Source organism: Corallincola platygyrae (assembly GCF_039544265.1).
GTDB lineage: Bacteria > Pseudomonadota > Gammaproteobacteria > Enterobacterales > Neiellaceae > Corallincola > Corallincola platygyrae.
The window spans coordinates 92,586-107,984 of the sequence record NZ_BAABLI010000013.1 but is presented as its reverse complement, the minus strand read 5'-3'; the positions used below and the strand labels follow the sequence as shown (position 1 = coordinate 107,984).

Sequence of the window (15,399 nt, the reverse complement as noted above, 5' to 3'; positions counted from 1 at the left end):
AAAAGCAGCTTTACAGCTGCTTTTCTAAACACATTGATAAAAAATTAAGAAAACCAAAGATCATCAGTTAATATCAAGGCCCCTTTCAGGATGAATGAACACTTATCGACCAGCGTAAAGATAAGTTAACAAGGAGTGTTTGATTTAAAATGATTATTTCACTTCATTTGGCACACAAGCTGCTTATTCCTGCAAGGTTTCTCAAGAATGTAACATTCGCTTGATAGTTTTCACTTCTCGCGAGGTTGATGTTTACTTACGCACATATCAGGTAGCCTTATGACTTATTGGAAGAACGACCCGTGCCTATCATTGCTGGCCCAACACGGACGCGAAGTTTCCTATCGCCGAGGCCAGCTCCTTTACGATATTGATACAGTTGCCACTCATCTTTTCTTAGTTACCGATGGCAGCTTTGAGCTTTGTGTGCCCTATGAAGGAACATTAGGCACTATTTTGGACATGGCAGCGCCCGGTTCTTTAGCAGCTGAGGGGGAATACTTTTTGCAATGCCAGGGAGAAATTCGCCATACCACTATCGCTAGAGCACGAGAACCATCATGTGCCATAGCAATTCCATACAGCGTGGTAGCAAAGCTGATTGCAAAAGAGCCTATGCTGCTGAATACGCTTGCGGTGCAAAATGCCACCCGCCAGCAAACCTATATCAAACAGGTGCAAGCGGCATCCAGTATGGGTGTTCGGGAGCGTGTAGAAGAGAAGCTGGGCTATCTCAGCACCTTAGAAAACGCCATGACACACCCTGAGGGGATCCAGATCCGTTATACCCGTATGGATATTGCTCGTATGGTGGGTGCTAGCCGCGAAACGGTGGGGCGCGTACTAAAAGATCTGGTCAAAGAAGATCAGATTTCTACGGACGGAAAAACGATTGTCCTGTTCGAAGAGGGCTGCTGCTTGCCAGCCAAGTGCTTCGATGAACCAGCACTGGAAAATGCTGCTTAGGGCAACAGCCATAGCTCAATGTAAGAAGCCCCTGAAAAGGGGCTTCTTTGTATCTGACCTGCCGCAAGAAGAACCTAGTCCGGTGCCCCAAGACCACTGGAATAGTGCATTTTCCTCTCAGCATCGATGATGATGGCATCCACGTCAGACAGCTCATCAACCAACGCCAAGCCTCTGCTAACCCCCAGCACAAACACTGTCGTAGATAGTGCGTCAGCGGTGGTGGAGTCAGGAGCCAGGATTGTCACGCTCTGAACTTCCCGTGCGGAGTCCCCGGTTCTTGGGTTGATAATATGATGGTAACGGACACCATCCTCTTCAAAGTAGCGCTCATAGTCACCAGATGTTGAGATTGCGACATCGCTGAGAGGAAGCATCACGGCCTGACGATCACCTCGAGGATCTTTTACACCAACCATCCATGGGCGCCCTCGTCTGTCGCCAATCAAACGGGTATCACCACCGGCATTTACCAAACCGTGTTTAATGCCATGCTTCTTGAGGACCGCTATGCCCAGGTCAACAGCATGCCCTTTTGCGATTCCCCCCAAATCAATGCGCATCTTCTGGCGTCCAAACTTTACGGTGGATTGCTCGGCATCTAACAGGATCTGTCGATAGTCGACACGGTAGAGATCGGCATTCAGGGCCTCTGCATCGGGGCGCTTTGAGTCACGGTAATCATATTGATATCCCACGGAGGCAAAACTGATATCAAATGCACCATCACTTAGCACCGCAAAGCGATTGGATTTACTTAACAAAGCAAACAATTCTGCCGATATCACAACGGCTTCATCAGACGCTTTATTATTGACCTGACTTAGCTCGCTCGAATTGATGTAGGGACTCATCTGCTCATTGATTCGCACCATCTCGGCAAGCACTTCAGCCATAACCTGTTGGGCTTTTGCTTCATCTTCATGCCAGAGTTCTACACCGACACGAGTTCCCATGGTTTCAGCATACTGCTGATGCCAATTAGCCGAAACGAAGGTACTCACTACACTTAACAGCAGCAGACAAAAAATACGCATAACTAACTCCGAGAAACCATTGGGCTCATTCTACTGATAACTAAAGACGGTATACCAGTGTGATCCCTCCCCCATTAAGAAACTTAAAACAGTTTGAAGTGAGAGTTTATAAGGTTTAGCTAAGCCATTGCGCTAAAATGAATTTATTCCAACCGACACGTCGCCGTATGAGAGCGCTCCAATTTATTCCGTTCATAGCCTTGCTTTGCAGTGCCCTGCTCTTTCCCACAAAAGTGCAGTCGAAAAACTATTACGCCGACTTCGAAACGGTCCGTTCATACATAGATGAAGGACAATTGGGTCGGGCTGAACGTCAACTTGCAGCCATCGAAGCAGAAATTGAGCTTAATGAAGACTTGGAATTGGAATGGTCAGGTTTATTGCACCTAACCCGCGCTCACCTGCTATTTGCCCGAGCGCCATCGAAAGAGAAAGAGATCCGAGATGTACTTGGCCTGGCACAAAGTGCATTGACGCTGCAGACAGCAAGCTCAGCCTACGCCGATGCCTGGCTATTACAGCTTAGAGTTAACGCTAAACATCGCGACTATCAGTCGGTGATGGTTCAAGTTAATGAAGTGATCAACCTGGCACTTCACTACAATGATGATGAGCTCGCAATTGATGCCCTTCTTTTCGCCGCCAATTTTACTACCCAGTTTGGTAATTCATTAATCTCAGTGGAGTATCTGCGTAGAGCAATAGAGATAGCGGAGCCACTTAACAGCGCGCGTATTGACGCCAACATCGACCTCTCCTACGGCAATTTCTACACCAGTGTCGCTATGAGCGAAAAAGCAATCACTTTGATAGCAGGGGCTCGCGCCTTCTTCAAAGAAAATGGGCCGCAAAACAAGTTGATCGAAACCTTGTTGGTGCTTGCTCGAAACTACTTTCAGCAATCGGATTGGGACAATGCAGAAAGTCTCTACATACTCGCAGATGATTACGCCACTCACGCCTCACTGCCCAGCCTGAAAATTAAAGCCGCTGAGGGTTTGGCCAGACTTTATATTGTTCAGCAAGCCTATGAAGCAGCCTATCGATCTATCGAAACGGGCCAGAGGCTGGCTAATTCCAGCTTGGAAAAATTTACCTTCGCCAGTCTTAAGGCTAATTGGTATCTGGCGAACAACAGATTGGATCTGGCGGAAGCAGCAATACAAGAGGCAGAGATACATCACAAACAACTGCCGGGAAGTACACGTAACTCGCTTGCGGGTCTTGAGATATTCCTGAGCAAAGGGGAATTGGCAGCCAAAAAACAAAATGCCACCGAGAGCTTTCAGGCGATGAACACCTATCGCCAACTGCTGATTACTCGAATACGTAGCTTTGTGGCAGGAGGCATCGAGTCACTGCTGGCTGAAATGGAGTATGAACGTGTTACCAACAAGAATCAGCAGCTAACGAACCGAAATACAGAATACGAACGACAACTTGAGATCGCGGCAGAGCGACAAAGACTGCAGTGGATGGTGTTAGGCTTGGGTTTAGCATTGGCTATCAGCTTATCCCTTTACGTGATTCGTGTTCTGGTCCAACGAAAGAAACTGAAAGAGTTAGCGGATACTGATGCTCTGACAGGTTTGCTGAACAGACGCGCCGCGGTTGCCCGCAGTGAAAACTGGCTGAAAGATGCGCGTCTAAATGAAGTCGCTTTTGTTATCTTCGATATCGATTTCTTTAAGAAAATAAATGACAACCACGGTCACCAGACTGGGGACAGAATACTGCAGCAGTTTTCTGATTTGGCACTGGCCAATACCCGTGAAAGCGATTTGGTCGCACGTATTGGTGGCGAAGAGTTCCTGATTGTATTACCCGGCTGCGGGACTAAAAAAGCCGCTGAACGCGCTGAAAAACTCAGGCAGGTTTACGCTACCCACACCTTTATTAATAACCTACGTGTTACTGCCAGTTTTGGTGTCGCAAGCGGACACAATGTAAGTTTTGGCAAGATATATGAAGCCGCTGATCGCGCCCTCTATAAAGCAAAAGAGACCCGAAATCAGGTCTCTTTAGATAACGACAGCCCCTACATAGAAGCTCTGGTACTCGAAGACTAAACAGAGTTATTGCTTAGCGAACATTAAATCCCAAACACCGTGCCCCAAACGGTGACCACGCTGTTCGAATTTAGTCAGCGGTCGGTGATCAGGACGAGGCACAAAGTCACCGGTGTCTGAGAGGTTGGTGAATCCAGGCGCTTCGCTCATTTCCAGCAGCATATGTTCTGAATAGTTTTCCCAGTCAGTTGCCATGTGGAAAACACCGCCGACTTTCAGTTTTTGCCTGATGCTTTCAATGAACTCGGGTTTCACGATGCGACGCTTATGGTGCTTTTTCTTGTGCCAAGGATCAGGGAAGAATAATTGTACTCGGTCCAGACTCTCGTCGGGAATACAATCAGCTAACACTTCCACCGCGTCGAACTCAAACACTTTAAGGTTGGTAACACCCTCATCATCGGCCTCTGCGATACAGGCGCCAACGCCCGGGCGATGTACTTCGACCCCAATATAAAGCGTATCAGGCGCAGATTTGGCCATTTCAACCAGGCTTTTGCCCATACCAAAACCAATCTCCAGCACCACCTCTTTGGCATCAGGCTTAAGTGCGCTGATATCAAGGATGCCGTTGGTATGATCCAAGCCATAAACAGACCACAGGTTTTCCAGCGCGTTGGACTGACGTTTGGTTAAACGCCCTTCTCGACGAACGAAACTACGGATCTTCCGGACATATTTGCCATCTTCCGTAAACTCGGCCTGATTCACATCACGCTTGGTTTCATCGCTCATCACTGGGTCCTCAAAAACAGATCATTAACTGAAACATCTCGCTGAGCCTTTACTCATCGGCAAGGGGCGAGGAATTATCCACACCGACGCCTGCAGGTGCAAGTGAGATTGGCAATCATAACCGCACTGCGGATAGGTCCAAAAACAACAGCAAACCAAGTACACTGCCAGGCCGTAATTAGTTATCAGTCGCTTACCCCGAACAACAGTAACCTAAGGAGTACCGTGTTCAGCACAGAAGCTCAGTGTCAGCAGTTTAGCCAAAAGATCATCAGCTGGTATCACGTTAGTGGCCGCAAAGACCTTCCCTGGCAGATAAACAAAACTCCCTACCGTGTATGGGTGTCAGAAATTATGCTGCAACAGACTCAGGTTGCGACTGTGATCGACTATTACCTGCGGTTTATGGGGCGGTTTCCCACTGTTCAAGCATTGGCGGAGGCACCGCAGGATGAAGTACTACATCATTGGACCGGCCTAGGCTATTACGCCCGCGCCCGTAATCTGCACAAAGCGGCCATCATGGTCGTTGAGCAGTTTGGCGGTACCTTCCCAGATACATTGGAGCAGATGATCTCCTTGCCAGGGATTGGTCGCTCCACCGCGGGGGCTATTTTGTCTCTCAGCATGGAGCAGCGACATCCTATCCTAGATGGCAATGTCAAACGTTTACTGGCAAGGCTGCTGGCGCTGGAGGAGTGGCCGGGAAAAGCGACGGTAGAAAAAGAGCTTTGGCTTCTGGCTGACAGGTTAACCCCTGAAAATGAGGTCGCTGCTTTTAATCAGGCAATGATGGATATGGGGGCAACACTGTGCAGCCGAAGTAAGCCATTGTGCGCAGAGTGCCCTGTCGCAGAGATGTGTCAGGGCTTTGCATCGGGTAATCCGAAAAGCTTCCCGGTTTCCAAACCCAAAAAACAGATCCCAACCCGTCATACCCATATGTTGCTACTCAAACGTGGTGACAGCATATTGCTTTATCAGAGACCGCCCAGCGGACTGTGGGGAGGGTTGTGGGGGTTTCCAGAAGCTGACTCGACGCAGTCTCTGGCAGAGCTATGTGAACAACTAGGGCTATCAGTGGCTGAGGCAAAGGCCATGTCTCCTTTTCGCCACACCTTCAGCCATTTTCACCTGGAAATCACACCATTGTTGTTTGACGCCCCAACACAACAAAGCGCGTCACTATGCATGGAATCCGTCCCCACGCTCTGGTATAACTTGGCGCAACCTGCGTCGGTTGGCTTGGCCGCCCCGACCAAAAAACTACTTGCTGCATTAGCAACACAGGAGAGCAACTGATGGCACGTACCGTGTTCTGCGCCCGACTACAAAAAGATGCCGACGGCCTGGATTTTCAACTCTACCCAGGCGAACTGGGTAAACGCATCTTTGACAATATCTCCAAAGAAGCCTGGGGCCAGTGGCAAGCGAAACAAACCATGCTGATTAATGAGCACAAGCTGAACATGATGAATGCCGAACATCGCCAGATGCTGGAACAGAATATGGTGAAGTTTTTGTTCGAGGGTGAAGATGTTGATGTTGAGGGTTACACACCTCCATCGGAATAGTTTTCACCCCACCAAATATAAAGGCCGGTTATGCCGGCCTTTTTTACTAAAGATGCTTTACTAGATCACCACGGTATCTCTGGCTGCCACCAGTAATAAATCCCTCCGGCAAACACAGCCAGAATCACCAACCATATCCAAACAGGCCGCATCACCGCATCCACTGTCTGTGCACCAGCTTTTTGCTTCCCACTAAACATGGGCACCACCAGACGATGGCCTTTCAATTCGTAGACAGCGACAGCAAGCAAGTGCATTGCAACCGCACCAAGCAGAACATCAAAATTCCACTCATGAACCTGCCCCATCAAACTGGAGACGTCACTACTAACCGCACTGTAGAGTGGCCCCTCAGTAAAGATATCGTCGCTGGTGAATAACCCCGATCCAAACTGAACCGCGACCAAGGTTATCAGTAAAACCACCATCCAGCCCCCAGCGGGGTTGTGGCCTGGGGCTGTATGTGGTTTCCCTCGCAGATACCTGAAAGCTTCTATTGGAGACCGTAAAAACTGTGAAAACCTGGCAGTTTCACTGCCCACAAATCCCCAGACAATTCGGCTACTCCACAATGCAATCAGGCTGTAGGCCAAAAACAGATGCCACTCCATATCCCCCTGCTCCGCGGTCCACCACAAACCGACCAGCAACCCCGCCTGACACCAGTGATAAAGCCTGACAGGCAAGTCCCAAACCTTTCGCCTGACTACGGTTTCGACAGCGTCTTTTGCCATGGAGACAATCACCTTTTTTTCAAGTTGATTTTTTCTGCACGTTAGCAGAATTGGTGACTTCATCACAAACCAATCGGGAACTTTTTCAGCCGGTGAGAAGCGTGATTAGGATCAATTCCAACGGAACCAAGAGCGCGATAGTCTGTCTACGAAGAAAGTGAAAACAGTGATAAGAGGAGAATGCCTATGCGCATCGAAATCACCGCGAAACACCTTGAACTCACCGATTCTATCCGCGCGCGTATCGAATCCAGATTCAGTAAGTTAGAGCGCCTCGACATTGCACTCATCAATCCCCATGTCATCATTACCCAGGAGAAAAAACTCCATCAGATAGAAGCCTCAATCACGGTACCTAATGACAAGATTTTCGCCAAAGCAGAGCATGAAGATATGTATGCTGCAATCAACCTGCTTGGCCAGCGCCTGGAGCGCCAACTCAACCGCTATCAACACAAGCCTTCCGCCCACCGTGGCGCTAGAAGCGGTAAAAATCAGTGTCGCGATGGCGTCATCGCCGGCGAGCCGATAGAGGAGATCACTGACGCGGCCTAACATCCGATGTCAAGCCACTGAGCGGGGAAATTCCCCGCTCTTCTGTATCATCGCCTTGACACTGCAAGCAATCCCCCATAGATTGACCCCATGAAACTGAATATTTTGTTTTTCTTTCTTTTTGCCTTTACCACCCGCACCGCGGGAGGCGATTTCGTCGTGTAAAGACACAAAGAAAGACGAATAAACAAGCCTCCCCACTGCGGGAGGCTTTTTTTTACATGAATTTTGGGAGCAATACGGATGACCAAGCCACTATCACTGGATGAGATTCGTAAAGAGATCACAGAGTTAGATAGTTCAGTATTGAAGCTACTGTCCCGTAGGCGCGAACTTTCGTTAGATGTAGCGCGTAGCAAAATTGAGGTCACCAAAGCTGTTCGCGACCAAGCCAGAGAAGAAGCGCTGCTGGTAACCCTGATCAAAAAAGGCCGAGACCTCGGCTTAGACGCCCACTACGTCACTCAGATTTACCACACCATCATCGAAGATTCAGTGCTCACCCAGCAGGCGTTGTTGCAACAGCTGGCAAACCCTGAAAATCGCCAACCTGTCTACCGCGTCGCCTTCCTGGGAGATAAAGGTTCATACAGCTACCTGGCAATGAGAAAGTACTTCAGCCGTATCTGTGAAGATCTGGTAGAGCGAGGCTGTAGCAGTTTCACCCAAATCATTCAGGAAGTTGAATCCGGCAACGCTGACTATGCCATGTTGCCGATAGAAAACACCTCATCGGGCGGTATTACCCAGGTTTATGACGTGTTGCAGCATACGACCTGCTCCATTGTTGGCGAAATGACCTTACCTGTTGAACATTGCCTGCTGACAGCCGCCCCAACCACAGAAAATCAAATCAATACCATCTATGCCCACTTTCAACCCGCGCAACAATGCAGCGAATATCTGGACACATTGACGGGCGTAAAAATTGAGCCTTGTGACAGTTCCTCCAGTGCTTTCCTTAAAGTCAGTGAACTCAAAGATCCTCATGTTGCTGCTATTGGCAGTGCCGACGGTGGTGAGCTGTATGGCCTGACGCCAATCAAAACGGGGCTGGCAAACCAGAAAGAGAACTTCAGTCGCTTTATAGTTATTGCCAGAAAACCAGTGGAAGTGGCAGAGCAGATACCAGCCAAAACCACCTTGATTATGTCCGTTGATCAAAAGCCTGGCTCTCTGGTTGAGGCGTTGTTGGTGATGCGGGAGCATGGCCTGAACATGTGTAAGTTGGAGTCTCGCCCTATTCAGGGTAACCCTTGGGAAGAGATGTTCTACATAGATGTCGAAGGTAACCTGCGCAGCAGCAATGTGCAGAGCGCATTGGAAGCCCTCACTCGAATTACACGCTACCTGAAGGTCCTTGGCTGCTATCCTTCCGAAGAAGTAAGTCCGACTCAGGTGCCACTGGAAAAGCTGCCTTTACCAACAGGGGATAACACTGAAGGCTCGTCAAAAACCAAAACCTCCTCCGCCCCTTTGGTCAGCCGAGAAAGCCAGGAAAATACCCAGATCCGATTGCGAAACGTCACTATTGGCGGCGGTCAGTTCGTGACCTTCGCAGGGCCTGGCGTGATCGAATCACAGGCGCAACTCATGGCATGTGCGCAACAGGTCAAAGAACATGGCGCAGCGGTGTTACGCGGTGCGCTTTACCCACCGCAGCTGAACCTGGATAATAACTTGCCGAATCAAGGGCAGACGCTGCAATTACTGCGCGAAGCCGGTCTGCGTTACGAGCTGCCCTTTGTCACCGAAGTGCACCAGCCCGATCAGGTTGCTGAAGTTGCCAGACAAGCTGACTTGCTGCAGATAGGCGCTCGCAACATGCAGAACCTTGAACTGCTGCAAGAGGTTGGACGTACCCACCGCCCGGTCATTCTCAAGCGTGGCTTAATGGCGAGCCTTGACGAACTGCTACAGGCGGCGGAAACCATCATGGCGCAAGGTAACCGTCAAGTCATTCTCTGTGAAAGAGGCATCCGCACATTCGAAGGCGCTGCTCGTCAAACGCTGGATCTTGGTGCCATTCCAGCACTGAAATCCATGACACATTTGCCGGTTATCGTTGACCCTACCCATGCTATCAGTGATATCAATCAGCTGGCGCCGTTGACCTATGCATCAAGAGCAGCAGGTGCTGATGGCATTATTGTGGACATCCACCCCCAACCAGACACCGCGCTATCAGATGGCAAGACATTGAGCTTTGAGCAGTTTTCAAACTTGATGAGTGGGTTGAGCGCCTGAGTATTAACAACCAACAAGGACGTTTAGATGCCAACAAAAACCAGGGCTTTCAAAATCTTTCTGTTTTTTTTGCTGGCCATCCTTATCTTGGGCCTGCTGTTACCCGGCTCACAGCAGATCCCAGTCGAAGGAGCCAGCAAAAATGACTGGCATCCAGATACCTTTTGGTTTGAACCTTGGGGCAGATCTGGCGTTCATAAGGGCATAGATATCTTTGCGGACAATGGCACACCAGTGGCAGCCAGCACCGGTGGTCTGGTGATGTTCGCAGGCGAATGGCCCATGGGTGGACGAGTAGTATTAGTACTGGGACCCAAATGGCGCATTCATTATTACGCGCACTTAAGTGAAGACCCACTGACAGACCAGTTTTGGGTATCACAAGGAGACAGACTGGGTGGTGTTGGAGCCACGGGCAACGCTATAGGCAAGGCGCCACATCTGCACTATTCGGTAGTCACATTACTCCCTTACTTTTGGCTAATGTCGAGTGAAACGCAGGGTTGGAAAAAGGCTTTTTTCCTAAATCCGGAAGACTACTTTTCCAATTAGCTTTACAGAGATAACAACGAATTTTACCCCTCAATATTTGACAAATCCTGGTTTAGAGGATGGTCACAAAACAACCGATTCACCTTTTGGTTTCCTCCGAGGCGACCTAATCTTGAAAATAATGGCTTATTAGCAACTCTCTTAATTAGTGTTTGCTTTAGCTTTAAATCAGCGAACGAGTCTCAAGAAAGTTGCTATGAATTCTGAGGTTGTCATTGTGAATACGCCCCATATACCTGCCGATGAAAAAAAGCGCCTGGCTGCGCTGAGGCAATCCACTTTGGATGAACTGACTGGCACGGGAAACAGGCTGGGTTTCATTTTTCTGGCTCAACATATGTTGAACCTGTGTGCTCGCCAGGGTGCGCCTGCGACATTGGTCTATTTTGAGTTGCATGGTTGCGATAGAGGAAATGATGTTTCGCCACTGAATATGTTGAAGCTGAAGCGGTTCGCCGAATTAATGCGCAGCACCTTTAGAGTGACCGATCTGACCGCACGCATGTCGGGAAATCAGTTCGTAGTGCTTTTTACTAATACGCCATTGGCGCATACACAAATAGCATTGGAAAAGTTTCAGGAAGCTGTGACGCAAAACGCGCCAGAGTTGCATTACTCCACCGGCATCGCAGGCTTCTTTCCTAACCGCTCAACGGACGTCGAAGACCTTATCACGGAAGCTTCCGCACAGATTGCTCCGTTTCATCATATCAAATCAGCCTAGTGACTTTTGAAGCCGCTAAAAAAGGCGCCAAACAGGCGCCTTTTAATTGGATGAACATTAACCGGTTTCAACTACCTGATAGCCAAAGAGAGGCAAAGTGATAACTGGCCGACAAAGTGGTTAAATGCCGCGAAATCATCGCGCTTCAGAGGCCTTTCTGTTTCTGCCCTGTCACTGTATATCAAACCCAAACACTTGCCGTTAACCACCAAAGGGCCTGTAAAAAACGACATACCTTCCGATAAACCTCTGATAGCGGGTGTTAATTTCTGCCGCCAAGCTTCTGCGTTTGGCTCTTCTACCCACAATGGTGCCTGGTCTTTATACACATCATCAAACACGGTTTGTGCCGCTGAAAGAGGGAAAACAAACCCAGTTTCTATTTTTTCGGCGTTTTGACAGGATACAAACCTTGGCGTTAATCGGTCTTTTTGTTGGTTGACCATCAGCACGATTACGCGGTCCATACCCACCCCCCGGTGTAAACCCTCAATTGCTGTATTAACCAACAGGTTGAGATCTGCTTTTTCTGCAGACAGTTGGGTCAGTTCACGCAACATCTTCAGTTGCATCATTTCATCCGATTTGTGGTGTATATCTTCGTTTTCAAATCGACTTAGATCGGCTTTAGGATCCAGGTATTCTGTCAACGCTTCAGCACCATAAGAAACAGCCAACTCGACAGATTCTTCAGTACAACGTTTTAGGCGTCGTTTAATACCTGCAACCGGGATCCCCATCAGTTCGGCCATGTCACTCAGGCAACTGGCCACATCAACTCTGGCTTCAGGGTCGGTCAAGGCATCGCTGTAGTTAGTTGCCAGTTCAATAGCACGCATCTCAGGTGTACGTCTGCCAGGGTCTTCAATCGATCGAATCAACATTTCGCCCATGTTCCAGGAGCTGGCTAGTCCTACACTGATCTGGTCAAAACTGGTGCCGAGAACTTCATGAACCAACTGATCTTTCGAGCCGCGGCGTTCACTCAGTCGTTCATCTAGCTCCTCTGTGATAGGCCCTCCCATTGACCAGAAGGCTATCTCACCCAGTTCATGGAGCAGCGCGGCAATGTAGACCTCTTCTCGGGTGTCTTCGTCATGTTCGCCAATCAGCGTGCGGGCGAGCATGGCTGCATGAAATGACTTTGCCATTAACCGCAGCAGACGATCATGTACCTGCTTATTGATGTCTCGGTTGCGTAACATGCTGTCGATCATCTTCGCGGTAATACAGATGTGCTTTAGCGTGTTGTATCCCAATATGACAGCGGCTCGACTAACGGTAGTTACTCGGTTTCGGCCGACGCCATAGGTGACGCTATTAACCACGCGAAGAATACGGGACGTTAGCCCCTGATCGTGAAGAACTGATTGGCCCAAACTCGCTAATGAAGCTGTATCATTGCTGGCCATTTTCTCTAAGTTACGAACCGTCGCCGCAAGCGCAGGCAGTTCGTACTTACCAATTTTTTCAACCCAGGCTTCCGTGCCTTTAATCCCATCTTTACTCATATCAAACCGGCACTTCTAGGTTCACCCAACAGGGCTTTACTTAAGGTTTCAACGACTATCTATTAACACCTTTTTAACGTTCTCAGCATGACGCAGTTTCTGCTATGGCGCAAAGCATCTGCTGACGTCGTGATCAATAATCTGTAATGAAGAACAACTCAGACCAATAAAACGCTGTCCAGATCACATTTTTTTGGTAAATTATTGCTCAATTGAAAATCATAACGGTGCAGCTAGCCGTGGCCAGGAAGGCCTGCCGAGTCAGCCTTTCCTAACAAGCCACCAATCGAGCCCTGCACCTTTCAAACCAAACAACGATAGAGAACTCAGATGCAAACACATTTTTTTGCGCGTATCGGTATCGCCTTCAAGATCCTTTTCAGCCGTTCCTATACCGAACAACTAGTCTCCTCTTCCGTTTCTGAAGCGACTGCAACGCCGGAACCCGTCACACTGACCAGCAGCAATACTGATGGTGCACTCCAGCTTCTGTCCCTGCTGCAAAAAGAGGGACGCCTGCTCGACTTTATCAACGAAGATGTGACAGCTTTCAGTGATGACCAAATCGGTGCCGCTGCCCGTGTTGTTCACCAAGGCTTAAACAAAGCCATTAAAGAACACATCACCCTTGAACCTGTCGCTGAAACAGTAGAAGGGAGTCCGATTACATTGGCAGATGGTTTTGATACCCAAGCCTATCGCCTGACAGGAAATATCAATGGCAGTGCGCCATTCAATGGCACGCTGATTCACAAAGGGTGGCGTGCGACAAGAATTGAATTGCCACAAACCGTAGAAGGATACGAGTTCAGTATTCTTGCACCTGCGGAGGTTGAACTATGAGCGAAGCCAAATTTACCGTTGGTATAGACCTCGGCACGACCCATTGTGTACTCGCCTACTCCGAATTGAATGCAGATGGTGAACCTCAACCACAACAATTGTTTGCGATCCCGCAATTGGTTGGCCCAGGCCAGATAGAAGCCAAAAACGCCCTGCCCTCATTTGCCTATTTACCCCATGAAGCAGAGCTACCAGCTCACCAGAGCCAATTACCCTGGGGTGAGAGCCCCTATGTAGCTGGACTCTTAGCGAGAGAACTCGGCGCAAAAACGCCAAACAGACTGGTAAGCAGCGCAAAAAGCTGGCTTGGTCATGGCGAAGTTGACCGCCGAGCGCCGCTGCTGCCGCTGCAACCTGCCGAAGGTGTAAATCAGCTATCTCCGTTTGAAGTATGTCGTCACTACCTTCAACACATGGTCAACGCTTGGGATCAGGCACACCCAGAAGCGTTACTTGCCGAGCAGCAGGTCACCATCACGGTACCCGCATCTTTTGACCCATCTGCACGGGAACTGACTGCATTAGCGGCCAAAGAGGTTGGGTTGCACAACGCAACCCTGCTTGAAGAACCTCAGGCGGCGCTTTATAGCTGGATCTCGGGTAGTGAAGGGCAATGGCGCGAACAGGTATCCCCCGGCGATGTGATCCTGGTTGTCGACCTCGGTGGCGGTACAACCGACTTGTCACTGATTGCCGTGACCGAAAGTGAAGGCGCGCTGGAGCTGAATCGAATCGCCGTTGGTGATCACCTGCTGCTTGGTGGCGACAACATGGACTTGGCGCTGGCCCATACCGTTCGTCAAAAAATGGCAGCCCAAGGCACGCAACTTCAGCCTTGGCAGCTGTTAGCCTTGTCTCACGGCTGTCGAGTCGCCAAAGAACAACTGTTCAACGACGAGAGCCTGAACGAAGTGCCGATTGTTGTACCAAGTCGAGGCTCGAGCTTGATCGGCGGTAGTTTACGAACAGAGCTTACTCGCCAGGAAGTCGAGCAGGTACTGGTTGAAGGTTTCTTCCCTCAAACACCTGTTGATGCGCCTGTCGCACAGCGAGCGCGTACAGCACTGACCAAGCTTAGCCTGCCATATGCTCAGGATCCGGCAGTGACCAGACATCTTGCCGCATTCCTTAGTAAACAACGCCATGCGACGGCAGAGTTTGAAGATATTAATCTGCCTGAGCACGCTCGCTTCCTGCACCCCACTGCGGTGCTGTTTAACGGCGGCGTAGTAAAAGCCAATGCACTCACTCAACGTATTCTTTCAGTACTGAATCAATGGCTGAGTGATGATGGGGCGGCACCTATCAAGCGACTTGAAGGCAACGACCCAGACCAGGCGGTCGCCATTGGTGCTGCCTACTTTGGCAATGTGCGCAGTGGTAAAGGTGTGCGTATTCGTGGCGGTACAGCATCCAGCTACTACGTGGGGATTGAAAGCGCGATGCCAGCGGTGCCCGGCATGGAAGCGCCTATCGAGGCTTTCTGCATTGCGCCATTTGGTATGGAGGAGGGTTCGGACGCATCGTTACCTACCCAGGAGTTTGGCTTAGTGGTTGGCCAACCCGTTCGGTTCCGATTCTTTAGTTCGACCGTTCGTCGTGACGATCAACCCGGTCATGTGCTTGATTTTTGGAGCGAAGGTGAGCTTGACGAGCTGCCCGCCATTGAAGCTACGCTGCCCGCCGATGGCCGCACACCGGGAGAGGTTGTGCCGGTGTTACTTCAGGCAAGCATTAATGAACTGGGCACACTAGAGCTGGCCGCCATGCCTATCGATGGCGAAGAGCAGTGGCAGGTTCAATTCGATACTCGCGGCGAAGCTGCTTAAGTCAACAGTCCATGGGGGCATCA

At 49.7% G+C, this 15,399-nt stretch carries 14 protein-coding genes and 1 other annotated feature; of the genes, 10 read left to right on the top strand and 4 right to left on the bottom strand.

Annotation, left to right across the window (positions count from 1 at the left end; genetic code table 11):
* The first annotated feature begins 279 nt into the window (after nt 1–279).
* Complete coding sequence (locus ABEA14_RS11220) at nt 280–966, top strand: helix-turn-helix domain-containing protein (RefSeq protein WP_345340098.1); 687 nt, start codon at nt 280–282, stop codon at nt 964–966.
* Between the two features lie 74 nt (nt 967–1,040).
* Here ABEA14_RS11220 and ABEA14_RS11215 read toward each other — a convergent pair whose 3' ends face one another.
* The gene (locus tag ABEA14_RS11215) at nt 1,041–2,003 is read right to left on the bottom strand and encodes an FAD:protein FMN transferase (protein WP_345340097.1); all 963 of its coding nucleotides are present in this window, start codon (nt 2,001–2,003) and stop codon (nt 1,041–1,043) included.
* A gap of 137 nt (nt 2,004–2,140) precedes the next feature.
* On the opposite strand from ABEA14_RS11215, the gene ABEA14_RS11210 reads away from it, so the two are divergent.
* Nucleotides 2,141–4,072, top strand: a complete 1,932-nt coding sequence (locus tag ABEA14_RS11210) for a GGDEF domain-containing protein (RefSeq protein WP_345340096.1) — start codon at nt 2,141–2,143, stop codon at nt 4,070–4,072.
* A gap of 6 nt (nt 4,073–4,078) precedes the next feature.
* On the opposite strand, the gene trmB is transcribed toward ABEA14_RS11210, so the two are convergent.
* Entirely contained in the window at nt 4,079–4,807 is a 729-nt protein-coding gene (trmB, locus tag ABEA14_RS11205) for a tRNA (guanosine(46)-N7)-methyltransferase TrmB (RefSeq protein WP_345340095.1), read from the bottom strand.
* Nucleotides 4,808–5,032: 225 nt separating this feature from the next.
* On the opposite strand from trmB, the gene mutY reads away from it, so the two are divergent.
* Both mutY and ABEA14_RS11195 read left to right on the top strand, forming a co-directional pair.
* The gene (gene mutY, locus ABEA14_RS11200) at nt 5,033–6,109 is read left to right on the top strand and encodes an A/G-specific adenine glycosylase (RefSeq protein ID WP_345340094.1); all 1,077 of its coding nucleotides are present in this window, start codon (nt 5,033–5,035) and stop codon (nt 6,107–6,109) included.
* The gene (locus ABEA14_RS11195; protein WP_345340092.1) at nt 6,109–6,381 is read left to right on the top strand and encodes an oxidative damage protection protein; all 273 of its coding nucleotides are present in this window, start codon (nt 6,109–6,111) and stop codon (nt 6,379–6,381) included. The genes mutY and ABEA14_RS11195 overlap by 1 nt, the downstream gene beginning before the upstream one ends.
* A 65-nt stretch (nt 6,382–6,446) precedes the next feature.
* Here ABEA14_RS11195 and ABEA14_RS11190 read toward each other — a convergent pair whose 3' ends face one another.
* Entirely contained in the window at nt 6,447–7,115 is a 669-nt protein-coding gene (locus ABEA14_RS11190; RefSeq protein WP_345340091.1) for a cytochrome b/b6 domain-containing protein, read from the bottom strand.
* A 186-nt stretch (nt 7,116–7,301) separates the two neighbouring features.
* Here ABEA14_RS11190 and hpf point away from each other — a divergent pair, with 186 nt between their 5' ends.
* The 4 genes from hpf (at nt 7,302) to ABEA14_RS11170 (ending at nt 11,193) form a co-directional block, all read left to right on the top strand.
* Entirely contained in the window at nt 7,302–7,670 is a 369-nt protein-coding gene (gene hpf, locus ABEA14_RS11185) for a ribosome hibernation-promoting factor, HPF/YfiA family (RefSeq protein WP_345340090.1), read from the top strand.
* A 92-nt stretch (nt 7,671–7,762) separates the two neighbouring features.
* Nucleotides 7,763–7,890, top strand: a sequence feature (Phe leader region).
* A 23-nt stretch (nt 7,891–7,913) separates the two neighbouring features.
* Complete coding sequence (aroF, locus tag ABEA14_RS11180; RefSeq protein ID WP_345340089.1) at nt 7,914–9,917, top strand: 3-deoxy-7-phosphoheptulonate synthase; 2,004 nt, start codon at nt 7,914–7,916, stop codon at nt 9,915–9,917.
* Between the two features lie 27 nt (nt 9,918–9,944).
* The gene (locus ABEA14_RS11175; protein WP_345340088.1) at nt 9,945–10,469 is read left to right on the top strand and encodes a M23 family metallopeptidase; all 525 of its coding nucleotides are present in this window, start codon (nt 9,945–9,947) and stop codon (nt 10,467–10,469) included.
* 196 nt (nt 10,470–10,665) lie between these two features.
* Entirely contained in the window at nt 10,666–11,193 is a 528-nt protein-coding gene (locus tag ABEA14_RS11170; protein ID WP_345340087.1) for a GGDEF domain-containing protein, read from the top strand.
* A 71-nt stretch (nt 11,194–11,264) separates the two neighbouring features.
* Here the strand turns inward: ABEA14_RS11170 and ABEA14_RS11165 are convergent, their stop codons facing one another.
* Nucleotides 11,265–12,704 carry an HDOD domain-containing protein gene (locus ABEA14_RS11165; RefSeq protein WP_345340086.1) on the bottom strand — a complete coding sequence of 480 codons (1,440 nt, stop codon included), beginning with the start codon at nt 12,702–12,704 and terminating at the stop codon, nt 11,265–11,267.
* Between the two features lie 330 nt (nt 12,705–13,034).
* Here ABEA14_RS11165 and ABEA14_RS11160 point away from each other — a divergent pair, with 330 nt between their 5' ends.
* Together ABEA14_RS11160 and ABEA14_RS11155 are read left to right on the top strand one after the other, a co-directional pair.
* Nucleotides 13,035–13,547, top strand: coding sequence for a DUF2760 domain-containing protein (locus ABEA14_RS11160; RefSeq protein ID WP_345340085.1), 513 nt, complete (start codon nt 13,035–13,037; stop codon nt 13,545–13,547).
* Nucleotides 13,544–15,376 (top strand): Hsp70 family protein, encoded by a 1,833-nt coding sequence (locus tag ABEA14_RS11155; protein WP_345340084.1) that lies wholly within the window; start codon nt 13,544–13,546, stop codon nt 15,374–15,376. Before ABEA14_RS11160 ends, ABEA14_RS11155 begins: the two co-directional genes overlap by 4 nt.
* Nucleotides 15,377–15,399: the final 23 nt, after the last annotated feature.